This window comes from Shewanella sp. FJAT-52076, assembly GCF_019457455.1.
GTDB lineage: Bacteria > Pseudomonadota > Gammaproteobacteria > Enterobacterales > Shewanellaceae > Shewanella > Shewanella zhangzhouensis.
Genome location: NZ_CP080415.1, coordinates 4,005,909 through 4,027,424, shown reverse-complemented (window position 1 = coordinate 4,027,424; position 21,516 = coordinate 4,005,909). Strand labels below are relative to the sequence as shown.

Genomic DNA, 21,516 nt, shown 5'->3' with positions numbered 1-21,516 from the left:
CTGTGGCTGTGCATGATAAAGGTGCAGTCGGGCAAGGCCTGGCTCTCCCAAACGGCCAAAAAATAATCCTGTCCGTGAGGACGCTGCTAGAGTAGAATGGCACGCTTTTTAACGCAAGGGGCTGGGGAATAGTTCAGAAAAACGTCATATTCCCACCCCCGCCGGCAACAAATCCGGCCGTTCCTGGGCGCGCCCACATAGGAACATCGCACACTGAAACAAGATGGTAAGAGGCTAACCGTGTTAGAAAATTTGCGTAACATCGCCATTATTGCCCACGTTGACCATGGTAAAACCACCCTGGTTGACAAGCTGCTCTCCCAGTCCGGCACCCTGGAAAGCCGTGGCGAAGCCACCGAGCGCGTGATGGACTCCAATGACCTGGAAAAAGAGCGTGGCATCACCATTCTGGCGAAGAACACTGCCATCAAGTGGAATGACTACCGTATTAACATCGTAGACACACCCGGCCACGCCGACTTCGGTGGTGAGGTTGAGCGTGTACTGTCTATGGTGGACTCTGTACTTCTGCTGGTTGATGCCGTTGACGGCCCAATGCCACAGACCCGTTTCGTAACCAAGAAGGCATTCGCCCAGGGCCTCAAGCCTATCGTGGTTATCAACAAAGTTGACCGTCCGGGCGCCCGTCCTGATTGGGTAATAGATCAGGTATTTGACCTGTTCGACAACCTGGGTGCCACCGACGAACAGCTGGACTTCCCTATCGTTTACGCCTCGGCCCTGAACGGCTTTGCCACTCTGGATCCCGATGAGCCAAGCGAAGACATGACTCCGCTGTTCCAGACCATCGTTGAAAAAGTATCTCCTCCGGATGCCGACGCCGAAGGCGCCTTCCAGATGCAGATCTCTCAGCTGGACTACAACAGCTACGTGGGTGTTATCGGTGTAGGCCGTATCAAGCGCGGCAGCGTAAAGACCAACCAACAGGTCACTGTGGTAGGTGCTGACGGCAAGACCCGTAACGGTAAAATCGGACAGGTACTGGGTTACATGGGCCTGGAGCGTCACGAAGTCACCAGCGCCAACGCCGGTGACATCGTTGCTATCACAGGTCTGGGCGAGCTGAAGATTTCTGACACCATCTGTGCCGTAGGCAACGTTGAGGCTCTGCCTCCGCTGTCTGTAGACGAGCCAACCCTGACCATGACCTTCCAGGTAAACACCTCTCCGTTTGCCGGTAAAGAAGGTAAGTACGTGACTTCACGTAACATCCTTGAGCGTCTGCAACAGGAACTGGTTCACAACGTGGCCCTGCGTGTAGAAGAGACCGACAGCCCTGACCGTTTCCGCGTGTCTGGCCGTGGTGAACTGCACCTGTCTATTCTGATCGAAAACATGCGCCGTGAAGGTTACGAGCTGGCGGTATCCCGTCCAGAAGTAATCATCAAGGAAATCGACGGTGAGAAGTGCGAGCCATACGAGCAGCTGACCGTTGACGTGGAAGAAGATCATCAGGGCACTGTGATTGAAAAGCTGGGTACCCGTAAGGCTGACATGAAAGACATGCAGCTGGACGGCAAGGGTCGTGTACGTATCGACTTCGTTATCCCAAGCCGTGGCCTGATTGGCTTCCAGACCGAGTTTATGACTGCGACCTCTGGTACCGGTCTGCTCTACCACACCTTCGACCACTACGGTCCATACAAGGGTGGCGACATCGGTCAGCGCAACAACGGTGTACTGATCTCCAACGCTACCGGTAAGGCACTGACCTTCGCCCTGTTCGGTCTGCAGGACCGTGGTCGTCTGATGATTGGCCACGCCGCTGAAGTTTACGAAGGCCAGGTGATCGGTATCCACAGCCGTTCAAACGACCTGACCGTAAACTGCCTCAAGGGCAAGCAGCTGACCAACATGCGTGCCTCTGGTACCGACGAAGCTCAGGTGCTGACTCCGCACATCCAGATGACCCTGGAGCAGGCGCTGGAGTTCATCGATGATGACGAGCTGGTAGAAGTGACTCCACAGAGCATCCGCGTACGTAAGAAGTTCCTGACTGAGAACGACCGTAAGCGTGCCAGCCGTCAGGGCTAATCCCTGATAACGGACCAAAGAAAACCCCCGGCAAGCCGGGGGTTTTTGTTTTTACAGATTTACCTGCACCATTTGGGAGCAGGCATTGCTGTTGTCGCAGACCTGATAGCTGACCGAGACCGGCTCATTTTTGCCGACCTTGAATCTGTCCGTATAGCCGGTGCGGCTGGTTGTGCCAATTTCCACGCCATCGCGCAGCACCCGGTAGTTGCCCGAACCAGTGTCCCAACTGAGCGCCACATAGACACTGCCAAGACGCGACTTGGTGGCCTTGGTGACCGCGAGCTCAATTTCGCCCTGGGGAGGCTCAGGCACAGTCACATCGAAGCTTTGACTGCTGCTGGCGCTGGCACCGTCATCATCGGTCACGGTCAGGGTGACTGTGTAATTGCCCGACTGGGCGTAGCTGTGGCTGGTGTTCGCGCCGTTGCCGGTGCTACCATCGCCGAAGTTCCACTGCCAGCTCACCAACTGGCCGTCACTGTCGCTGGCGCTGGACACGAACTGGCCGGTGGCTCCAGTGAAGCTGGCGCTGAAGTTTGACACCGGTGGCTGATTGGGGGCTGGGGTCGACACATCAAAGCTGCCGGTGAGGCTTAAATCCGAGTAAGCGCTGTAGGCTTTGAGCATCACATGCCAGTTGCCTTCGGTGGCCTGAGCCAGGTCGCAGCTCTCATTACTGCCGTTGTTCCAGGAGCGGCAGTCAAAATCTGAGGTCGACGGCGGCGCGCCGAATTTCACGTACATGTCGGCATCGCCATTGTTGGCGCTGGTGACAAAGCGCAGGTTCTCGGCATTGGCCGGTACCGCCAGGGTGAAATAGCTCTGGGCATCCCTGGCGGCGCTGAGCCCGGTGAGGGCCACGCCATTCTCAAGCTCGCCGGTTTCGGGGCCTGTGCCACCTGTGTTAAAGCCCAGCTCTACCAGATAGCTCGAGGCCAGCTTGGCAAAGTTGAGTGCATGTTCCATGGTGGGGTCGAGCTTGTCCAGGGTATCCTGGGCGGTGTGGATATGGGGGTTGTAGTCGTTGAAGCGTGACTCAAATGGCATGGCAGCCGGGTAGCCCTGATTGTGCCAAGAGGCATGATCCGAGCAGCCATAGCCGCACACATCCACGCCGTAGCTTATTTCGGTATGGTAGGTATCCATCAGCTTGATAAGAAACTGATTCAGGCCCGCATCTGTGTAGTCCTGCATCAGCACTATGTCTTCGTTGCTGCCGTTAAAGCCGGTCATATCCAGCTGCATAACCGCTACTACATTTTGCCCCTGACTGCGGGCCTCGGCAGCAATTTCGGCGCTGCCACGCAGACCCTCTTCCTCGGCGGCATAGCCGATAAACTTGATGGTGCGCCTGGGCTGCCCCTGGCTCATAAAGGCGCGGATCACCTCGGTGATGGTGGCCATGCCCGAGGCATTGTCGTCAGCGCCGGGAGCGCGGGTGGTTTCTGTGGTGTAGCCATTGATGGAGTCGAGGTGGCCGCCAAGAACGACAATCTCATCCGGGGCTTCGCTGCCGGTGAGGGTGAGGACGACCGAGTCCTGACGCCAGTCGGCATGGTCATACACGGCGGCATTGGCCCAGCTCTGGCCCGCGGCCAGTGCAGCCCAGTTGTCTTTCACCCAGTGGGCGGCGTTTTCACCGTGGCTGGTGGTGTAGTAGCGGTTGGTGAATGCCTCCAGGCTGGTGACTGTATCCTTGATATTGCTTGCCATCAGCCGCGGCAGAATGTCGGCAACCCGCGCCGCCTGATTGGGCTCGCCGGGGAAACTGAACGCGGCCTGGCTCACTGGCACCAGACTGGCCGCCAGCGCATCGGCCTCGGTGGCATGCACGCTGAAACCGCCGCAGCGATTGTGCTCTTTGTGCATCAGGGCGCTTAATTCCAGCAGCTTATCTTCGTTGAGGCGGGTGATGAGTTTGCCATGGCTTTCCCGCAGCTGAGGCTGGAGGTTATGCCTTTGCAGCAGGCTTTGCAGACTGTTTCCGGCGTCCTTGTCGGTCATAATCCACAGCTCATCCGCCATGGCACCGAGGGGACACAGCAAGAGTGCCATACTCAGCAGCCGTTTTTTCGTTTTCATGGGTCAGTTCCTTTTTTGATGTTGTTATATGAGAGCGTGACCGACAATCCATTGCTGGTGCCACAGGCGGTCTGTGCGCCAGACAAGTGTGCCGGGAGGGCGGGCAGGGCCACATAAGGCGAAGCGATGATTTTTCGCCACAGCACTAGTAACTGTGGTTAGAATGGCGTTCTATTAACGTGCTGAGTAAAAAAGAAAAAGACACCGGATGGTGTCTTTTGGAAAGGTGTTTTTTATGCAGTTACCGGCGTGCGCCTCGGCGCTTTGCGCCCGCTGCGCTGGCGCCACATCCAGAATCCGGAGAGTGCCATCAGGCAGGGAAAGAAGCCGATAATGCACCAGAGAATGCGGGTTGTGAGGCCACCGAAATCACCATAATGCAGTGGTCTGAAACTGTCGGTGAACTGATACAGCGCCGGTGCCCCGGCCACATCCAGGGTGCTGGTGTGTGCCCCCGATTGATCGTTGTAGCTGATAATTGAGCCGAAGCGGCTTCGCAGCACACCACCATTTTCACGATAGCCAAAGAAATGCACTCCGGGATAACTGGCGTCGGGCAAACGCAGATACGTTGGCACGAACGCGGGCAGTTGGCGGCGGGTATCGGCCAGCAGCGCATCAAAATCCAGCGCCGGACTGTAGTAGTTTTGGCTGATGATGTACTGGCTGTCGTCGTGGCCCGAGAGCTCTTCCTCATAGAAGTGCTCCAGATTCCACCAGGCGCCGGTAAAACCGAGCACCAGGAATATCGGTGCCCCCACAATGCCCAGCATCTTGTGGGTGTCGCTCAGCAACAGGCGCAGTCCCTTATGCCAGCGCAGGGTGAAGAAGGTTCGCCAAAACTGCCGGTGCAGCACTATGCCGGAAATGCCGAGGAACAAAAACAGCAGTGCCATGACACCGGCAATCAACAAACCGGCATGATCCAGCAACAACATGTAGTGCAGATCCAGCAGCCAGTCGGTGATGGCCCAGGTGAGGGACACCGGCGGCGTCAGGAGCGAGCCGCTGGCGGGGTCGAGCCACAGCTTTTGCCAATCGTAGGTGCCCATGGCGGCCACAAACAGGGTATCCGCTTCACCAGTCTGGCCAAATTGCCATCCAAGGATCTCACTGCCAGACAGCTGCTGATTGGCACTGGCCACCAATTGATTCATCGGCAGGCGCGTCCCGGCGCTGGCGTTAACCACTTCTGGCATCAACAGACTGTCGAGCTCTGCTTTAAACACCAGCAAACTGCCCGTCAGTGCGATAACAAAGAGCGGCAGGGCGGCAATCAGCCCCGCCAATCCGTGCCATTTCCACAGTAGTCTGCGCATGGGATTACCAGTTCGCGGTGAAGCTGAGTTTCACTTCACGGCCGCTGCCCGGCAGTACCCGCAGCAGGCTGTCTGAGCCGGAGAAGTAGTCTTCATCGGTCAGGTTGTTGACGATAAAGCGCAGATCGTACTGGTCCCAGCTGTAGGTCAGGTTCAGGTCAACCAGGGTGTAGGACGGCAGGTAAAAGTCGCCTTCACTGCTGTCGGTCAGCACTGCCTGTACGTTGCCTTGCTGCTTGCCGTAGTGATTGACACCGGCAGCCACGCTCAGACCCTCGAGCATGTCATCCAGGTTGTACTTGAGCCAACCACCCACAGCATAACGGGGCACATTGGCGACCCATTTGTCGTGCTCGGTATCGACGGCATGGGTGTATGCGCCGTGGCCAATCAGCTGCAGATCCTGTGTCAGCAGCCACTGCAAATCCAGCTCTATGCCACGGCTTTGCAGCTCGCCGGATGCCGAATAGGTAAAGTTGCCACCGGCATCCACATTGGCCAGTGCAATGTTCTTTTTGGTCAGCTCATAGAGAGACACAGTGGCGTTCAGGTCACCGTCAAAGGCGCGGCTCTTAAGGCCCAGTTCCCACTGCTGGCCTTCTTCCGGATCGAGAACCTTGCCGTTGCTGTCCACATAGGACTGGGGGGTAAAGGCTTCAGAATAGCTGGCAAAGGCTACCCAATCGTCGTTGAAAGCGTAGCTGACACCGGCTCTGGGGCTCAGTTTGGTTTCGTAGTCATCCACATAGGCTTGCTTGTAGCGATCGAAACGGGCGCCCAGTGTAACGCTCCAGTGGTCTCCCAGATTGATTTGATCCTGGGCGTACAGGCCCAGAATGCGATTCTCTACCTTGTTTTCGGGGCCAAACTGATTGACCTCGGTATCGGGGAAGACACTGTAATCGGGCCGGTAGAGATTGATGGTGGGGAAATCACTGCCCAGGGCGCCGCTGGTGTAGAGATCCGATATAAAAATATCCACCCCTGCGGTAAACAGGTGCTCGGTCTCGCCCAGCATAAAGCGGCCATTGAGTCCTGTGTCCAGTGCCCAGGTTTTCCACTGGGTGCGATAGCTGAATTTGTACAGGTTCAAATCGCCGGTGTCGGCATTGTAACTGCTGGGATAGTAGAGATTGTGCCAGTCGCTTGAGGCATCCTGAAAACGCACATTCTGGCGCAGCTGCAAGCTGTCGGTCAGGTCCCAGCGCAGCTCGTAACCCAAACGATAGGTTTCGTCTTTGATGGCGCCGGGATCTTTGATGTTGCCGTAAAAGAGGTCCTTATTCAGCTCACCCAGTGGCGACTGCAGCACCGTCCCCATGGCAGGCAGTGGCATGCCCAGCTGGTTATCGTCTTTTGTGTAGCTGGTGAGCAGGGTCAGCGCGGCATCTTCACCCAGATTAAAGGTGAGCGACGGTGCGATAAAGAAGCGATTTTGTCCGTCAATATGGTCCACGCTGTTGGCCGCTTCGCGGTATGCCAGACCAACACGGCCGAAGATGTCGCCATCGTCGCTCAGTACGCGGTTGATGTCGGCATCCAGCTCCCGGTAGCCCAGATTGCCACCCTGCAAGCTGATGCTGCCCATGTCGGTTTGGGTTGGCCGCTTGGTTACCAGGTTAACCATACCCGAGATGGCACCTGCACCATAAAGGGTGGAGGAAGGCCCTTTCATCACCTCGAGGGTTTCGAGATTCGACTGCTCCACATTGGCACCCAGACCATTGTCATTCAGGCGCAGGCCGTCGAGATAGATGTTTTGCGAGGCATCGAAACCCCGGATACGGAAGTAGTCGTAACCCTGATAGTAACCACCCGGCTGGATCCCGGCCACGTTCTTCAGCGCGTCTTCCAAATGCACGACACCCTGATCATCAAGGAAATTTTTGGACAGGATCTGAATGTTCTGCGGCGCCTTCAGCAAGCTGAAGTCGCCCTTGGTGGTAGAAGGTGCAGTGGCTTTAGTGGTGACGATCATCCTTTCGATACTGATGTCAGAAGAGTCCTGACCATGGGCAGCCATGGCTGACATCAGTGCCACAGACAGCCCGGTTAATCTGAAGAGGCTGGAGCTGGACATGATTTGAGTATCCTCGCGTGGTAAATTCGCAAAGATACTAAACTAAATAAAAATAATTATCATTAATTATTGAGTGTATGCTCAAATAGTGAGACACAGATCCTTTTCAGCTCTCAGTAAGCGGCAATAACCAGCAGTAAGAGTGCGGCAGGTATGAGCCAACCGGAGAGCCTGAGTGCCCGGGGTTTGAGGTTAAGCAGTACACTCTGCCCCATTGCCGCGGGCGCCATCAGGGTAATCAGTAGAATCAGCCCATAGCCGCCATCCAGAGCGATGGCCAAGGCCATTCCCAACGCCAGCACGCCAAGGCCTGCCCCTTGCAGCCTTCTTGCCCTGGCATCCGATGGTGGTATGCCGAAAATCGCTCTGTGGTGGCCAAACTGGGAGGCAGCCAGCAAGCTGAAGCTGCCAAAACACAGTAAAAACAGCGCCAGTGCCATCATGCGGTACGCTCCCTCGCCGGCAATGTTTCCCGGGCGGGCACGATGAACTTACGCCGTGCAAAGAGGCAGGTCATGCCGAGCACAATAAAGAGCAGGTCGGCCGACACCAGTACCCATTGGCCGCTGAGCAGGTTACCCACCAGCCCCTGTGGTGATGTCAGTGTGTTCAGCACCGGCATCAGCAGCGCCAGCAGTGCCGTTATTCCAAGGAGGGCACGCCATACGGCAGCATCCCGGCGCCATATCGCCGTCAAGCCACACAACAGCAAGCCAAGGAAAAACGCCAGCACCTCGTCTTCAGCCCTGCCGGCGCTGTGCGCCGGAAGCAAACGGTTGGCATAGAAAAACAGTACAGTGCCCAGTGGCAGACCGATAATCGCGCTCAGGTTTAGCCCCTCGACCAGCTTCAGACCCCAGGTATTTCTGCGCTTTTCCCTGAGCTTGGTGGCCCAGAGCAGGCAGCCGCTGGCTATCATGGCGCAGCCCATCAATCCCATCACAAAGCCCAGTATTCGCAGCGGCCAACCGACGAAACGAGCGGTGTGCAGTGCCATCAGGGTATCGTGCAGCTGCTGACTGCCGCTGGCGTGGTTTGCGCCGGGATTGAGCAGTTTGCCTGTTACACCGTCGAATACCAGTTGTACCCGCTCGTCGGTAATGTCCCGGCCGGTATCCCGGGTGAAAAAGATGCGGGCGTTGGTGTCACCGGGGTGTTGAACCCGAACGTTCTTGATGGCGGCGGATTCGCCCCACAGCTGGCTTACCTGGGGCAACAGCAGGGTCAGGTCCAGGGTTTCCTGTGGCTGACCACTGGCTTTTTGTTGATCGAATCTGGGGGACAGTTCCTGACGCATAGCTTTGGTGTCACCGTTCCATACGCTGAGGGTGGCCCAGGGCATATACATCAGCATCAGGGTGATAAGCCCGGTATAGGTGATGGTGAGATGAAACGGCAAGGCCATGACGGCGCTGATATTGTGGGCGTCAAGCCAGGAGCGACTGCCCTTGCGGGGACGGAAGCTGAAGAAATCTTTGAAGATGCGCTTATGTATAACAACCCCGGTAATCAGGGCGATAAGCATAAACATGGTGCAGATACCCACCAGATAACGGGCCGTCAGCGCCGACATGTAGTACAGATCGAAATGCAGTCGGTAAAAAAAGTCGCCGCCCTTGGTGTGGCGTGGCTCATCTGCCAGTTCACCACTGCGGGTTATTGGCTGTGAGTGGATGAGCGGGCGTTGGTTTTCCCGCCGTTCAGACCATTGGAATGCCAGATAAGGTTGGCGCTCCTGGGGTACGGCGATATACCAATCCGGGGCATCTGGCACCCGGGCAGATAAAAAAGCCTGCCCCTGCCGCAGATTTTGCTCGAGGCTCTGGTTCATACCGCTGCCCAGCACCTGGCTGTGCAGTTCGGGTGTGGCATAGAGGCTTAACTCGTGGCGGAAGAAGCTCAGGGTACCGGCAAAAAAGACCAGCAGTAACACCCAGCACACCAGCAAACCGGCCCAGGTGTGCAACCAGGTCATGGTGCGAAAAAAGGTCTCTTTCATGGTGCCGGAGCCTCCAGAAACATCAGACTCAGCAAGAGAGGCGCACTTAACAGCAGGTGCAGCATCAGTGCCTTGGTGCCGCTGCGGGCGGCATAGGCGAAGAGTATCCACAGGGCGAAGATCAAAAACGACAGCATCATGCCAATCAAGGCAGCGTCGGCGCGGGACATGGCACTTATTCGGGGGAGCCACAATGGCAGGCATGCGGCAAACATGGCCGCGAGACCATAACCACCCAACATCGCCAACAGGCTGCGACCCATTAATTTGCGGGTGCCGGCAGACAGGATTGACATGGTGACCCCAGAGAAAGACAGAAAAGAAGCCGATCCTAAAAGATTGCAGTTAAATGATAAACATTCGCAATTAAAATTTACAATGTAAATTGTTTGGGGCTGGGGTGGCAAAACCGGTTCGCACTTTATACAGCTTGGGGTTTCTCAAGTTGCTGATGTACAGATATGCTTTAGATTAATCCTTTCTCTTGAAAAGTGGTTTATGCAGAGTGCCCACTTAGCCCGTACCCAACTCTGGATTGTGGCGTTCGCCATTGTGTACTGGCTCTTATCATTGTTAACGGTGGAATATTTACACCGCAGTTACTTAAGGGATTATCTGGCTGAACAACAACAGTGGTTTTCGCAAAAGTTGTCCCTTATCCGGGCCAACATCGAAGCCAAAGTGAATGCTGACATTTTGTTGGCAGACAGTCTTGCAACCATTTTGAGTTTCAATCCCGATGTACCCTTCAGCAAATGGAATCTGCTCGCAGGCCAACTGGCCGACAAGGGCGAGTATATTCGCAGCATCAGCATTGCCCCCAACGATGTGGTGGCGCTGGTGTATCCCCTTGCCGGTAACGAGTCGGTAATGGGGTTGGATTTTCGGGAAACCCCGGCGCAGATGCCTGCGGTGCTGGAGGCCAGAATGTCCCGACAGATCACCCTCGATGGCCCTATTTCCCTTATCCAGGGAGGCATTGGCTTGGTTGCCAGGGCGCCAGTGTTTGCCGATCCCCCTACCAATACCCAATATTGGGGCGTGTGCAGCATAGTGATAGACCTCGACCGCCTGATAAACAGCATCCGGGACGCCGAACTGACTGATGGCATGACGCTGGGCATTCGCACGTTGCAGTATCCCAACACGCGTGGCCCCGTTTTCGTGGGGCAAAACGGTGACTTTGACAATGCCCGGGCTGTAGCTCAGGTGCATTTACTGGGTGCCAACTGGGAGATTGCGCTGGCCGAGCCTGCAGAGCTGAGGTCCTGGGGGGCTACCAATGCAGTGCGTCTTATCGGTTACGGAGTGGCTCTGTTTCTCTTCCTGAGTTTTCTGATGGTGTCCAATGCCTACCGCATGGCCCGTCAGGTGTCATTGCAGGATGCGCTCACAGGGCTGCCAAACAGACGGTTTGCCATGTCGCTGCTCAATAAGCTGATCCAAACCCCCAATGGCCGTTTTACCGTGGTGAATGTGGATCTCAATTACTTCAAACAGGTAAACGACAATTTTGGTCATGCCGCCGGCGATGCCATGTTAAAGGCGGTGGCCACACGGATGCAGTCCGGGCTGCGAAACAGCGATATGGTGGCCCGATTGGGAGGTGATGAGTTCTTGCTGATACTACCGCGGCTGACTTCGGCCGCCGATATCAGCCAGGTGCTGATGAAGGTGCGCCATGCAGCCTGTGAGCAGCCGCTGCACATGGTGGACATCACCCTCAATATCAGTATCAGCATGGGCGCCGCCCGGTATCCTGAGGATGGACAGGATATTACAGAGTTGCTGCATGTTGCCGACAAGGCCATGTACGAAGACAAGCAGCGCATCAAAGGGGAAAGATGATGAAGCTGCCAAGGCTATTCCTTGCTGCATTATTGTTGACGCTGAGCTGGCCCAGTGCCGCCACCGAGCCACTGACGGTGCGTTATGTGGATGCCAGTGTCATGAAACGCAATCCGAACAACGCCTATTTTGGCCAGCTATTGCAACTGGCGCTGGAGAAATCCAAAGCGAAATATGGCCCTTATCAACTGGCACCGCTCGATATCGACATCTCACAGCGGCGCCATTTCAGGGAGCTGAATAACGGCGTTATCAATGTGTTCTGGACCATGACCAATTATCGCCGTGAACTGGATGCGCTGCCGGTACGCGTCCCGCTGATGAAGGGGGTCTACGGGCTCAGGTTACTGGCTGCCAATGAGCATGATCTGGCGACGCTTGCCGGGGTTCAGGGCCTGGGCGATTTCGCGCCCTTCACCTTTCTTCAGGGGCGCGATTGGCCAGATACGCAAATCCTCAGACTCAACCGGCTGGAAGTCTCGACGGACGTATCTGAAGGCGACATGTACGAGTTCACCCGCCGCCACCCGGGCTACCTTTTCCCCAGGGCGGTAACCGAGCTGTATTCAGAAACCGAAAGCCGTAATTTCAGTGAGTTGGCGGGAGAAGAACACCTGCTGATACGTTATCCCGCGGTAATGTATTTCTTCGTCGCCAAACAGGATACCTTATTGGCGCAGCGGTTGGAGTACGGCTTGAAAGCCGCCATGGCAGATGGCAGTTTTGACCAGCTCTTTTACGGCTTTGCCCCCCACAGGATAGCACTGAAGCAGGCACAGCTGCATCGACGTAAGCTGCTGACCCTCGATAATCCCCTGCTGCCCGAATCGGCGATGCCGGCTGAGGTGATGAAGCTGCAGGATGAAGTGATAGCCCATCTCGAGCCGTGAACCGCACGGTCACAAAAAAGCCCCCTCACGGGGGCTTTTTGCCTTCCATGGCGGCGATAAACTTACTGGCCAGCGGCTTCCATGGCGGCGATAAATTTATTGGACTCGGCGATGGAGCGATTCATCTCCTTGATGAGTCCGGTAATGTCTGTCTTCAAGCTGGTAAATTCTCCCTTGATGGCACCAATGGTCTGGGCATTGAGGTTGTGCTTGAGGTACAGCATGTTGTCTTTCATTGATGTCAGTATGGGTGGCATCTTACTTTCAGCGCGACGCATGCTGCGCATCAGCGACTCATAGTTACGACGGGTTTCTTTCAGCTTGGTCTGGCTTTTTGAGCGCAGGCTGGCCTTGCTGATCTCGGCTATTTCCGCCTGCCATTCATCAAACAGGGCTTCGGCTACATCCTCAACCTTGTCGATGCGGTTTGATACCTCGTCTGCGGCGCTCTGGGCCGCCTCATATTCGTCTTTGGCCTTGTTGTAGGCCTTTTCCAGGTCGCCGCCATCGTGGTTCAGCAGGGCCTGCATTTCTTCCAACGCAGAACTGAACTGTTGCTGGGCTTCTTCCTGAGACTCTTTGGCGTCTTTCACCCGGTCAACCATGATGTCGCGCTTGTGATAGCCAACCTTTTCCATGGCGCCATAGTAAGCACTCTGGCAACCACCGAGTAATAAAGCACTGCCAAGCAGCGCCAGCGAGAGAAATTGTTTCATTGCTTGGCTTCCTGTCATCAGTCTGCTTTAAAGCGGGCGGCATCTATGATGGACCACAGATGGGCAATGCCCCCTATGATGGCCGGCACTATCAACCACCAGAGCGCATAGCCGCCGACGGTGATAACAAAGAACAACAGGGCCGCCATGATACGTCCCTGAAGCAATTGGCCAAGGCCGGGAAAAAAGAGGTTAACCCCTGCGGCGAGGACGTTGCCCGCCGATCCTTGTTGTGACATTGAATCGCTCCTTTAACACTTGTAAAGCAGGTATTGTACGTTTTATTGTACGAACATAAACCGTACCTGTGATGAGCGGCAAGAGAAAACCAGTGAAAAATAAGATAGATGTGAGCCTGATACAGAGCTTTTTTCTGGGGGTTTGGCGATTTGTGCTCCATCTTGTCTCTCGCCTGAAAGAAGACCAAATTAATGTGCGCGCAGGGCACCTTACCTATGTCACCCTCTTGTCGCTGGTGCCCATGGTGGCCGTGACCATGTCGGTATTATCGGCATTCCCGGTGTTTCAGGGCATTCGTGGCACCATAGAAACCTTCGTGTATGAAAACATGATCCCCGCCGCCGGTGACACGGTGCAAACCTATATCAACGAATTTGTGAAAAACGCCTCCAAGGGCACGGCCGTGGGGATTGGCTTTTTGGTGGTAGTGGCCATCATGCTGATTTCGGCCATCGATAAGTCTCTCAATGCCATTTGGCGCACCAAAGAAAAGCGCCGTTTTATGGTGGCCTTTTCCATGTACTGGATGGTGCTGACTCTGGGGCCCGTGTTGATGGGGGCCAGCATTGCCGTAACGTCTTATCTGGTGTCCCTGAAAGTACTCAGCGAGGCTGATGTGTATGGGGTGGTGCCCATGCTGATAGAAAAGCTGCCGCTGATGTTTTCCGTTGCCGCGTTTTTGCTGCTGTATATGGCGGTGCCCAATCAGAAGGTGAAATTCCTCCACGCGCTGCTCGGCGCCCTGGTGGCCGCCTTGTTGTTCGAGGCCGGCAAGCGGGGTTTTGCCCTCTACGTCACTACCTTTCCGAGTTATGAGGCCATTTACGGGACTCTGGCGACCATTCCCATCCTCTTTGTCTGGGTGTATCTCTCCTGGACTATAGTGCTCTTTGGCGGTGTTATTGCTGCGGCCTTGCCTGAATACCTGGACTATGACGATGGCGTCGACGATGACGACACCCAAGGCAGCCAGGATGCCCCATCGGATGAAGCTTTGTCATCGCCAGAGGAAAATCCCTCTTCTTCATCAGTCACCAAACCCAAAACCGACAATGACCCGGGTTGAACAGGCTCCGCCGCCGCTCATCAGCAGCAAGTGGATTGCCGTTGGTGATGGCCACAGCCTGCATTTGGCGGAGTATGGCAATCCCGATGGCATACCACTTTTGTATCTCCACGGGGGGCCCGGTGCCGGTTGCAGCAGTGATGATGCCCTGCTGTTCGATGGTCGCCACTGGCGCATCTTGCTGCTTGATCAACGTGGTGCCGGTTTATCCCGTCCCCGTGGCGGATTGGACCACAATGGCCTGACCCAACTGCTGGCCGATATGGAAGTGGTGCGGGAAACCCTGGGTATCGAACATTGGTGTCTCGCTGGAGGCTCATTCGGTGCCACGCTCGGAGTTATCTACAGTGGCCGCCATCCCGACCGCGTTATCGCCCAGAGCTACTGGGGGCTGTTTATCCCTTCCAGTGAGGGTATGGCCTGGCTATACGGCCCGGCGGGTGCCGCCCGACTGTTTCCTGATGAATACAACAGCTTCAGTGCCGGGATCCCGGTAAAGGGGTGGCTGTCATTGCTGTTTGAATATTTCAGTAAGGGGTTTGCGCATGCCAACCAGGCCGTGTCTGAGCGTGCATTCCGCCGCTGGCTGGACTGGGAGCTGGCACTGGCCTATCCCGGTAATCATTTGCTTGGCCCTATCGACTGGCGCTCCCGGGTGCTGGCACTCATTGAATTACACTATGCCCGAAGTGGCTATTTCGACGCAGAAACCGCCTTTGTGGCGGCATTGCCCAACATCCGTGCCCATACCCGCATCCTCCAGGGGGAATGTGATTGGGTGTGCCCTGCCGATATAGCACAGCACTATGGGCCCCTTGGCGCACGACTGGGGCAGGATTTTGAGCTACTTACCGTGGTCGGTGGTTATCACTCCCTTGCCGATGGTCGCATGCACAAGGCGGTGTGCGCTGCCGGAAACTGGATGCTGTCGGTGTGGCATAAACACTGCTGAAGCCTGTGGATGGGATTCAGGGTGCGGCTATGGCACAATCGCCGGGTTTTCCATCAGGCAAGGAATAATCTGTGATTGCATTGATACAAAGGGTCAGCCGTGCCAGCGTCACCGTGGACGGTGAAATCACCGGCGCCATCGAGCAGGGGCTGCTGGTACTGCTGGGGGTTGAGCAGCAGGACGACCGCACCAAGCTGGAGAAATTGGCGCACAAGGTAATGAACTACCGCGTGTTTTCCGACGAAAACGGCAAGATGAATCTCAATGTCTCCCAGGTGGGAGGGGCTTTGCTGGTGGTGTCGCAATTTACTCTGGCTGCCGATACCGGCAGAGGTCTGCGCCCCAGTTTCTCTGGCGCAGGCACGCCAGAGCAAGCCGAGCGCCTGTATGAAGAGTTTGTGGCCCATTGCCGGGCGCAGGGTGTGCCCACCCAAACCGGCCGGTTTGCCGCCGACATGAAGGTGGAGCTGCTGAACGACGGGCCCGTAACCTTTCATTTGCAGGTGTAGCATGACACCAGAACAGATCTTGCTGCAGGAGCTGGCAGACACCTGGCACAGCACTATTCCCCTGAGTGCATTTATGCAAATCTGTCCGCGCAGATACGATGGCATCCAATTTGAAGTCAGTGCCCCCCTCGAGCCCAACATCAATCTGCACCACACCATGTTCGCCGGCAGCATCTATACCCTGATGACCCTGACGGGCTGGGGTATGCTGTGGCTTAAGCAGCGCGAAGCGGTTGTGGAGGGCAGCATAGTGCTGGCCGACGCCAATATTCGCTACCATGCCCCTGTGACCTCGGCACCACTGGCGCGTGTGCGATGGCCGGGCGGGGATCTCAGTGCGCTGGCTGGCGGTAAGCGGGTGAAGCAATCGCTGACAGTCGAGCTTATCTGCGGCGAAACCCTGTGTGCCAGCTTCAGCGGGCTTTACGTCAGCCTACCTGGCCACTGAGCCTGTCTACCCGGTATACCATCCAAGCCAGTCTGTGACTGGCTTTTCTATTTTTTAGAAAGGAATATCTGATTTAATCTGCTTTTTTTCAATTTTGTGGGCTAATACACTGCAACCATCAAGTTACCCCAGTGGGGATATTCACAGTTTCTTGGAGGTCTTATGTCAAAGGTATTAGTGCTCAAGTCCAGCATTCTTGGTGATTTTTCCCAGTCTGGCCGCTTGATTGATGAATGGGTTGCTGCCCGCCGTGCGAGTGGCGATACAGTGACAGTGCGCGATTTGGCTGCCCAGCCACTGCCGGTACTGGATGGTGAAATTGCGTTTGGTCTGCGTGGCGGTGAGAGCTTAAGCCCCCGTCAGCAAGAAGCGCTGGCGCTGTCCGATGCCTTGATTGATGAGCTTAAAGCGCACGATCAACTGGTGGTCGCGGCCCCCATGTACAACTTCAGTATTCCCACCCAGCTGAAAAACTGGATAGATTTGGTTGCCCGCGCCGGCGTGACCTTTACCTACACAGCCGAAGGTCCGCAGGGGCTTGTTCAGGGAAAACAGGCCATGTTGATCACGACCCGTGGTGGTGTACACAAGGGTTCCGGCAGTGACCACGTGGTGCCTTATCTGAAAACCGTACTCGGCTTTATCGGTATCACAGAAGTGGATACCGTGTACGCCGAAGCTCTGAACATGGGGCCGGAAGCGGCAGAGCGTGGCATCAAGGATGCCCGTGACCAGCTGGCGCTGGTGGGTTAATCCCGACTTTCCTTCTCATCATCCTGTTTTTGCCCCTCCTGTTCGAGGGGCATTTTTTTATCGCCGTCGGCCAACATGGGACGACACATGGGACAGCCTTGCCCAGCCGCACTGTACTCTACGTAGCGTACCTTTCTTGAGGCATTGCGCCCCGTGCTGAAGGCAAACCCGGGGGCTTGGTTTTTGGGCGTCTGTGTTGCCATGGCTTAAGCGCCCGCCAGTAAATCCTTGATGGCGCCGCCATTGATGACGGCACTGAATCCCTTTGCTCTGAGGATATCGCATCCTTTCTGGGCGCGAATACCGGCGCCGCAATAGAGCACCAGTGGCACGGCCTTGTCGGCTTGAGCCGATTGCCAATTTTCCAGCGTATCCAGGGGAATGTTGAGTGCTTGGGGCAGATGGCCCTGGGCAAATTCGGCTGGACTTCTGACATCCACCAGGGTGGCGCCATGTTTTACCAGTTGCCAGCATTCGGCGGGCTGAGCGCTGCCGGATAATCTGGCGAGCATTGAATGCAGCATGCTAACCTCAATTCAATTAGAAAAAGTTCATAAAGAGTAATCTGATGAACTGAGAAATGCAATTATCGTGACAGAGCGCTCTTTTTTGGCATTGATAAGGCCTGTCCAATAGCCTATGTCCTATAGTTATTCTTTGAGTTTGTTCTCTACAGGGATGGGCGTATGTTCAATTCTGCCGTGGCTATTCCTGCCATTTGGTGGCAGCAGGGAAGTAACGCCAGTGACCGCCTCACACGTATCCACGACCGCCTGCTGGAGGCCTACCCAGAGGTCGACCGTATAGCCTGCGCACTCTACGATCCCCATACCGATCTGCTGAAGACCTTTATCAACAGTACCCGCAGAGGCGAAGCTATTCACGGCTATCAATATCGTCTGAAAGACAGCCTGTCTCTGAGTGAATTGGCCAGTGCTGCTGAGTGTCGGGTGATCCACAATATTCACGCGACGGTAGCACCTGATAACCCTCACTCAGTGTGGCTGTTGCAGCAGGGTTACCAGTCCTCCTTTACGATCCCTTTGTACGACAATGGCCGTTTTATCGGCTTTCTGTTTTTTGACTCTTCCCGGCTGGGAGCCTTTGATACCCGAAAACAGCGGGACATGTTGCTGTACGCCAATCTGGTCAATATGACTCTGAGCAGCGAGCTTAACGCGGTGCGTATCATTCAGGCCTCGGCCCTGGTTGCCCGCGACTTTGCCGATTTACGCGACTTCGAAACCGGCTCGCATTTAGACAGAATGGCCGCTTATTCCAGGTTGATTGCCCGATTTATAGCGAATGAGGAAGGGCTCAGTGATGAGCAAATTGAGCATATTGCGCTGTTTGCTCCGCTCCATGATGTGGGCAAAATTGGCATCCCGGATCGGGTACTGCTTAAGGCCGGTAGCCTGGATGCTGACGAGCGGTCGCTCATGCAAACCCACGTAGAAAAGGGCGAGAAGATCATCCACAAGATTTTGGGTGACTTTGGTTTGAGCGATGTACCCGACTCGCAGATCATGCTGAATATTGTGGCCTGCCACCACGAGTATCTCGATGGCAGCGGTTATCCCCGAGGGCTAAAGAGCAACGCGATTCCCATTGAAGCCAGAATCGTCACAGTGGCCGATATCTTTGATGCCTTAAGTTGCCAGCGCCCCTATAAAGCCGCCTGGCCGCTGGAGGCGTGTTTTACAGAGCTGGATCGCATGGTGGAGGCGGGTAAATTGGAGGGGCGCTGCGTGGCGGCGCTGAAGGCATCACGCCCGGAAATAGAAGACATCATGGCGCGCCTGAACGACGCGCCATGATGGGATCAGTAATGTTGTGCCAGCGCTTTTTTGGTGTGCTTGGCGACTTTTTTGAAGGGGCTCAGGGTCAGTTTTTTCAGCAGGGGTTTGTATTTTTCGTCACCGCTGCTCGCCAGCACCTTGGCGTACCAGGCATAGACATCCTGGGATTCATTGTCCTGGGTCAGCAAGCGTGGGTTTTCCAGCTCGGCTGCAATAATGTCCATCAAAAATGGCTCGTTATTCCTCTGGTTGGCCATGTAACGTACCGATCTGGCCATGAGTCCTAAATCGCTGCTCTTGAGGCCGTTGGCCAGCATGTTGGTGCGTTGGCTTTGTCCTTCGGTGAAGGTGGCCGAGTTGGTGATCACCGGATTCCAGAGTTCAAATAACTGCAATTCCACAATCGATTTTTTGGCATAGCCGCGCACCTTGCGGTGATGATCGCCTTGTTCAATATTTTTCAGGGTTGTCAGGTATTTGGGGTTTCCTGAGTAGCCGAGGGCTTTCATCAGCCAGGCGCTTTCATCTACACCATCCCTGTCGGTGGCATAGGGCAGGCTTTCAATGAGTCGCTGCTCTACCTGGTCAAAAATCTCGGGGTCATCGAGCCCTGTGAGAACCAGAGTCTCGATGGCCCTGTGTTGGGCAACTTCGTTGTCGCCCTTGAAGATTTCGATGTATTCCGCCTTGGTGTATTCCTTGGCCGCTATGGCCTGTGGTAACCAGGCCATACTCAGCAGTAAAACCAGTGCAACTTTTCTCATGTGTTCTCCTGTCATCCTGTTTGGAGTTGGCTGCGCTATGCCCGCCAGCGTTTAAAAATCAGTGAGGTATTGATGCCGCCGAAGGCGAAGTTATTGCTCATCACATAGTCCGTTTCAAGCTGGCGCAGTTCGCCACGGATATAGTCGAGCTCACCGCAGTCGGGGTCGATTTGTTCAAGATTGATGGTGGGCGCGAACCAGCCCTCGTTCATCATCATAATACTGCACCAGGCTTCCAGCGCGCCGCAGGCACCCAGGGTGTGGCCTGTGTAACTCTTCAGCGACGAAATGAGCATACGGCTGCCGAACACGGCGGCGGTGGCACGGGTTTCGGCCACATCGCCCCTGTCGGTGGCGGTGCCGTGGGCGTTCACATAGCCTATGGCATCGGCGTCCAGCGCGGCATCTTTCAGCGCCAGACGGATTGCCCCTTCCATGGTGGTCGCATTGGGCTGGGTCACGTGCAGGCCGTCGCTGTTGGTGCCAAAGCCGATGAGTTCGGCGTAAATATGGGCGCCGCGGGCCTTGGCGTGCTCCAGCTCTTCCAGCACCAAAGTGCAGGCGCCTTCGCCTATCACCAGGCCGTCTCTGTGTTTATCGAATGGCCTCGGCGTCAGCTCAGGGGTGGCGTTTTGGGTGCTGGTGGCAAACAGGGTGTCGAACACCACAGCTTCGCTGGGGCAAAGTTCTTCGCCGCCACCGGCCAGCATGGCGGTTTGCATGCCGTACTTGATGGCTTCATAGGCGTAACCTATGCCCTGGCTGCCAGAGGTGCAGGCACTGGAAGTGGTATGAATGCGGCCTTGAAGACCGAAATACACCCCCACGTTGACTGCCGTGGTGTGGGCCATCATGCGAATGTAGCTGGTGGCATCTATGCCGGACATATCGCCTGTATCAAGCATGCGGCCAAAGCCAATCAGGGGATCGGTACTGCCGGTGGATGAGCCATAGGCTATGCCCACATCGCCCGAGGTCAGAAAGTCGCTGCCAAGCAGGCCTGCATCTTCCAGCGCCAGTTCACTGGCACGGGTCGCCATCAGCGACACCCGTCCCATGGAGCGGATTTTTTTGCGCGAATAGTGGGAGGGCACTTCAAAGTCGGTCACGGGCGCGGCCAGACGGGTGTTGAGGTTATCGAACCTGTCCCACTCGTCCATGCGCATTACCTTGTTTTGCATGGCCTTAAGGCTTGTGGCAATCGACGGCCAGTCATGGCCGAGGCTGGTAATGCCGCCAAAGCCGGTGACCACAACCCGGCGGCTCACAGCATGCCTCCATTTACCGAAATCACCTGACGGGTAATATAGGCGGCATCATCGGACATCAAAAATCCCGCCAGCGCGGCGATTTCTTCCGGCTTGCCCATGCGGCGCATCGGCACCAGCTGGTCGACCATGTCGGCGGGGAACTCGCTCACCATGTCGGTTTCAATCAGGCCGGGGGCGATGCAGTTAACGGTGATCTTGCGCTTGGCGAGCTCCAGCGACAGCGCCTTGGTAGCGCCGATGAGCCCCGCCTTGGAGGCACTGTAGTTTACCTGACCACGGTTTCCGGCAATGCCGGATACCGATGCCAAAGTGATGATGCGTCCGCCCTTACGGCTTTGGATCATCGGCATCACAGTGGGCTGCACCACGTTGTAAAAACCGTCGAGGTTGGTGTGGATTACGCTGTCCCACTCATCATCTGTCATGGCCGGAAAGGCGGTGTCGCGGTTGATGCCGGCATTGAGCACCACGCCATAGTAGGCGCCGTTTGTGTCGATATCGGCCTCGATGGCGGCGCGCACGCCAGCGCGGTCGGCCACATCGAATTTAAGCAGGCTGACCTTCACGCCAAGGGCGGCAATCTCGCTGCATGTTGCTTCGGCGGCATTCACATTTGAGTGGTAATGCACTGCAATATCATAGCCTTGAGATGCAAGGCGCAGGGCAATGGCTTTGCCAATGCCGCGGCTGGAACCTGTCACCAGGACTCTTTTAGTCATTGT

At 55.9% G+C, this 21,516-nt stretch carries 22 protein-coding genes; 9 read left to right on the top strand and 13 right to left on the bottom strand.

From position 1 onward, the window contains the following. Nucleotides 1-240: 240 nt before the first annotated feature. Nucleotides 241-2,055, top strand: coding sequence for a translational GTPase TypA (gene typA / locus K0H79_RS17805; RefSeq protein ID WP_220065978.1), 1,815 nt, complete (start codon nucleotides 241-243; stop codon nucleotides 2,053-2,055). Nucleotides 2,056-2,106: 51 nt separating this feature from the next. On the opposite strand, the gene K0H79_RS17800 is transcribed toward typA, so the two are convergent. From K0H79_RS17800 to K0H79_RS17775, 6 genes are all read right to left on the bottom strand, one after another. Further along, complete coding sequence (locus K0H79_RS17800; protein ID WP_220076722.1) at nucleotides 2,107-4,140, bottom strand: M20/M25/M40 family metallo-hydrolase; 2,034 nt, start codon at nucleotides 4,138-4,140, stop codon at nucleotides 2,107-2,109. A 233-nt stretch (nucleotides 4,141-4,373) separates the two neighbouring features. Next, on the bottom strand, nucleotides 4,374-5,459 hold the full coding sequence (locus tag K0H79_RS17795; RefSeq protein ID WP_220076721.1) for a PepSY domain-containing protein: 1,086 nt from the start codon (nucleotides 5,457-5,459) through the stop codon (nucleotides 4,374-4,376). A 4-nt stretch (nucleotides 5,460-5,463) separates the two neighbouring features. Then, nucleotides 5,464-7,539, bottom strand: coding sequence for a TonB-dependent siderophore receptor (locus K0H79_RS17790; RefSeq protein ID WP_220076720.1), 2,076 nt, complete (start codon nucleotides 7,537-7,539; stop codon nucleotides 5,464-5,466). A 113-nt stretch (nucleotides 7,540-7,652) separates the two neighbouring features. After that, entirely contained in the window at nucleotides 7,653-7,982 is a 330-nt protein-coding gene (locus K0H79_RS17785; protein WP_220076719.1) for a DUF3325 domain-containing protein, read from the bottom strand. After that, a complete protein-coding gene (locus K0H79_RS17780) occupies nucleotides 7,979-9,538 on the bottom strand; it encodes a PepSY domain-containing protein (RefSeq protein ID WP_220076718.1) in 1,560 nt (519 codons plus the stop codon). Before K0H79_RS17780 ends, K0H79_RS17785 begins: the two co-directional genes overlap by 4 nt. Beyond that, on the bottom strand, nucleotides 9,535-9,834 hold the full coding sequence (locus K0H79_RS17775) for a hypothetical protein (protein ID WP_220076717.1): 300 nt from the start codon (nucleotides 9,832-9,834) through the stop codon (nucleotides 9,535-9,537). The genes K0H79_RS17780 and K0H79_RS17775 overlap by 4 nt, the downstream gene beginning before the upstream one ends. 202 nt (nucleotides 9,835-10,036) lie before the next feature. On the opposite strand from K0H79_RS17775, the gene K0H79_RS17770 reads away from it, so the two are divergent. Both K0H79_RS17770 and K0H79_RS17765 read left to right on the top strand, forming a co-directional pair. Continuing rightward, a complete protein-coding gene (locus K0H79_RS17770; protein ID WP_220076716.1) occupies nucleotides 10,037-11,386 on the top strand; it encodes a diguanylate cyclase domain-containing protein in 1,350 nt (449 codons plus the stop codon). After that, the gene (locus tag K0H79_RS17765) at nucleotides 11,383-12,276 is read left to right on the top strand and encodes a hypothetical protein (protein ID WP_220076715.1); all 894 of its coding nucleotides are present in this window, start codon (nucleotides 11,383-11,385) and stop codon (nucleotides 12,274-12,276) included. Before K0H79_RS17770 ends, K0H79_RS17765 begins: the two co-directional genes overlap by 4 nt. A gap of 62 nt (nucleotides 12,277-12,338) precedes the next feature. On the opposite strand, the gene K0H79_RS17760 is transcribed toward K0H79_RS17765, so the two are convergent. Together K0H79_RS17760 and K0H79_RS17755 are read right to left on the bottom strand one after the other, a co-directional pair. Next, entirely contained in the window at nucleotides 12,339-12,992 is a 654-nt protein-coding gene (locus tag K0H79_RS17760) for a DUF2959 domain-containing protein (RefSeq protein WP_220065969.1), read from the bottom strand. Between the two features lie 17 nt (nucleotides 12,993-13,009). Next, on the bottom strand, nucleotides 13,010-13,231 hold the full coding sequence (locus K0H79_RS17755) for a hypothetical protein (protein ID WP_011761512.1): 222 nt from the start codon (nucleotides 13,229-13,231) through the stop codon (nucleotides 13,010-13,012). A 71-nt stretch (nucleotides 13,232-13,302) separates the two neighbouring features. On the opposite strand from K0H79_RS17755, the gene K0H79_RS17750 reads away from it, so the two are divergent. The 5 genes from K0H79_RS17750 (at nucleotide 13,303) to K0H79_RS17730 (ending at nucleotide 16,960) form a co-directional block, all read left to right on the top strand. Then, entirely contained in the window at nucleotides 13,303-14,298 is a 996-nt protein-coding gene (locus tag K0H79_RS17750; RefSeq protein ID WP_408733357.1) for a virulence factor BrkB family protein, read from the top strand. Further along, nucleotides 14,285-15,250 carry an alpha/beta fold hydrolase gene (locus tag K0H79_RS17745; protein WP_220076713.1) on the top strand — a complete coding sequence of 322 codons (966 nt, stop codon included), beginning with the start codon at nucleotides 14,285-14,287 and terminating at the stop codon, nucleotides 15,248-15,250. Before K0H79_RS17750 ends, K0H79_RS17745 begins: the two co-directional genes overlap by 14 nt. Before the next feature lie 71 nt (nucleotides 15,251-15,321). Continuing rightward, nucleotides 15,322-15,759: a D-aminoacyl-tRNA deacylase gene (gene dtd / locus K0H79_RS17740; RefSeq protein ID WP_220065966.1), complete on the top strand. Its 438-nt coding sequence runs from the start codon at nucleotides 15,322-15,324 to the stop codon at nucleotides 15,757-15,759. A 1-nt stretch (nucleotide 15,760) separates the two neighbouring features. Beyond that, the gene (locus K0H79_RS17735; protein ID WP_220076712.1) at nucleotides 15,761-16,207 is read left to right on the top strand and encodes a thioesterase domain-containing protein; all 447 of its coding nucleotides are present in this window, start codon (nucleotides 15,761-15,763) and stop codon (nucleotides 16,205-16,207) included. 162 nt (nucleotides 16,208-16,369) lie between these two features. Then, complete coding sequence (locus K0H79_RS17730; protein ID WP_220076711.1) at nucleotides 16,370-16,960, top strand: FMN-dependent NADH-azoreductase; 591 nt, start codon at nucleotides 16,370-16,372, stop codon at nucleotides 16,958-16,960. Here K0H79_RS17730 and K0H79_RS17725 read toward each other — a convergent pair. Both K0H79_RS17725 and K0H79_RS17720 read right to left on the bottom strand, forming a co-directional pair. Beyond that, nucleotides 16,957-17,163, bottom strand: a complete 207-nt coding sequence (locus tag K0H79_RS17725; protein WP_220065961.1) for a hypothetical protein — start codon at nucleotides 17,161-17,163, stop codon at nucleotides 16,957-16,959. The two genes, K0H79_RS17730 and K0H79_RS17725, sit on opposite strands and share 4 nt — an antisense overlap. Before the next feature lie 3 nt (nucleotides 17,164-17,166). Beyond that, nucleotides 17,167-17,484, bottom strand: a complete 318-nt coding sequence (locus tag K0H79_RS17720; protein ID WP_220076710.1) for a rhodanese-like domain-containing protein — start codon at nucleotides 17,482-17,484, stop codon at nucleotides 17,167-17,169. A gap of 162 nt (nucleotides 17,485-17,646) precedes the next feature. Between K0H79_RS17720 and K0H79_RS17715 the strand changes: the two genes are divergently transcribed. Next, entirely contained in the window at nucleotides 17,647-18,777 is a 1,131-nt protein-coding gene (locus K0H79_RS17715) for an HD domain-containing phosphohydrolase (RefSeq protein WP_220076709.1), read from the top strand. A 5-nt stretch (nucleotides 18,778-18,782) separates the two neighbouring features. Here the strand turns inward: K0H79_RS17715 and K0H79_RS17710 are convergent, their stop codons facing one another. From K0H79_RS17710 to K0H79_RS17700, 3 genes are read right to left on the bottom strand one after another with little or no spacing between them, the layout of a single operon-like run. Next, the gene (locus tag K0H79_RS17710; RefSeq protein ID WP_220076708.1) at nucleotides 18,783-19,523 is read right to left on the bottom strand and encodes a hypothetical protein; all 741 of its coding nucleotides are present in this window, start codon (nucleotides 19,521-19,523) and stop codon (nucleotides 18,783-18,785) included. 35 nt (nucleotides 19,524-19,558) lie between these two features. Next, nucleotides 19,559-20,791: a beta-ketoacyl-ACP synthase gene (locus K0H79_RS17705; RefSeq protein ID WP_220076707.1), complete on the bottom strand. Its 1,233-nt coding sequence runs from the start codon at nucleotides 20,789-20,791 to the stop codon at nucleotides 19,559-19,561. Beyond that, a complete protein-coding gene (locus K0H79_RS17700; RefSeq protein ID WP_220076706.1) occupies nucleotides 20,788-21,513 on the bottom strand; it encodes a 3-ketoacyl-ACP reductase FabG2 in 726 nt (241 codons plus the stop codon). Before K0H79_RS17700 ends, K0H79_RS17705 begins: the two co-directional genes overlap by 4 nt. Nucleotides 21,514-21,516: the final 3 nt, after the last annotated feature.

Excerpts from the sequence above, each read along its gene's own strand:
- K0H79_RS17800 (WP_220076722.1), bottom strand. The coding sequence starts at position 4,140 with ATGAAAACGAAAAAACGGCTGCTGAGTATGGCACTCTTGCTGTGTCCC.
- K0H79_RS17795 (WP_220076721.1), bottom strand. The coding sequence starts at position 5,459 with ATGCGCAGACTACTGTGGAAATGGCACGGATTGGCGGGGCTGATTGCC.
- K0H79_RS17790 (WP_220076720.1), bottom strand. The coding sequence starts at position 7,539 with ATGTCCAGCTCCAGCCTCTTCAGATTAACCGGGCTGTCTGTGGCACTG.
- K0H79_RS17785 (WP_220076719.1), bottom strand. The coding sequence starts at position 7,982 with ATGATGGCACTGGCGCTGTTTTTACTGTGTTTTGGCAGCTTCAGCTTG.
- K0H79_RS17780 (WP_220076718.1), bottom strand. The coding sequence starts at position 9,538 with ATGAAAGAGACCTTTTTTCGCACCATGACCTGGTTGCACACCTGGGCC.
- K0H79_RS17775 (WP_220076717.1), bottom strand. The coding sequence starts at position 9,834 with ATGTCAATCCTGTCTGCCGGCACCCGCAAATTAATGGGTCGCAGCCTG.
- K0H79_RS17770 (WP_220076716.1), top strand. The coding sequence starts at position 10,037 with ATGCAGAGTGCCCACTTAGCCCGTACCCAACTCTGGATTGTGGCGTTC.
- K0H79_RS17765 (WP_220076715.1), top strand. The coding sequence starts at position 11,383 with ATGATGAAGCTGCCAAGGCTATTCCTTGCTGCATTATTGTTGACGCTG.
- K0H79_RS17760 (WP_220065969.1), bottom strand. The coding sequence starts at position 12,992 with ATGAAACAATTTCTCTCGCTGGCGCTGCTTGGCAGTGCTTTATTACTC.
- K0H79_RS17755 (WP_011761512.1), bottom strand. The coding sequence starts at position 13,231 with ATGTCACAACAAGGATCGGCGGGCAACGTCCTCGCCGCAGGGGTTAAC.
- K0H79_RS17750 (WP_408733357.1), top strand. The coding sequence starts at position 13,303 with ATGAGCGGCAAGAGAAAACCAGTGAAAAATAAGATAGATGTGAGCCTG.
- K0H79_RS17745 (WP_220076713.1), top strand. The coding sequence starts at position 14,285 with ATGACCCGGGTTGAACAGGCTCCGCCGCCGCTCATCAGCAGCAAGTGG.
- K0H79_RS17735 (WP_220076712.1), top strand. The coding sequence starts at position 15,761 with ATGACACCAGAACAGATCTTGCTGCAGGAGCTGGCAGACACCTGGCAC.
- K0H79_RS17730 (WP_220076711.1), top strand. The coding sequence starts at position 16,370 with ATGTCAAAGGTATTAGTGCTCAAGTCCAGCATTCTTGGTGATTTTTCC.
- K0H79_RS17725 (WP_220065961.1), bottom strand. The coding sequence starts at position 17,163 with ATGGCAACACAGACGCCCAAAAACCAAGCCCCCGGGTTTGCCTTCAGC.
- K0H79_RS17720 (WP_220076710.1), bottom strand. The coding sequence starts at position 17,484 with ATGCTGCATTCAATGCTCGCCAGATTATCCGGCAGCGCTCAGCCCGCC.
- K0H79_RS17715 (WP_220076709.1), top strand. The coding sequence starts at position 17,647 with ATGTTCAATTCTGCCGTGGCTATTCCTGCCATTTGGTGGCAGCAGGGA.
- K0H79_RS17710 (WP_220076708.1), bottom strand. The coding sequence starts at position 19,523 with ATGAGAAAAGTTGCACTGGTTTTACTGCTGAGTATGGCCTGGTTACCA.
- K0H79_RS17700 (WP_220076706.1), bottom strand. The coding sequence starts at position 21,513 with ATGACTAAAAGAGTCCTGGTGACAGGTTCCAGCCGCGGCATTGGCAAA.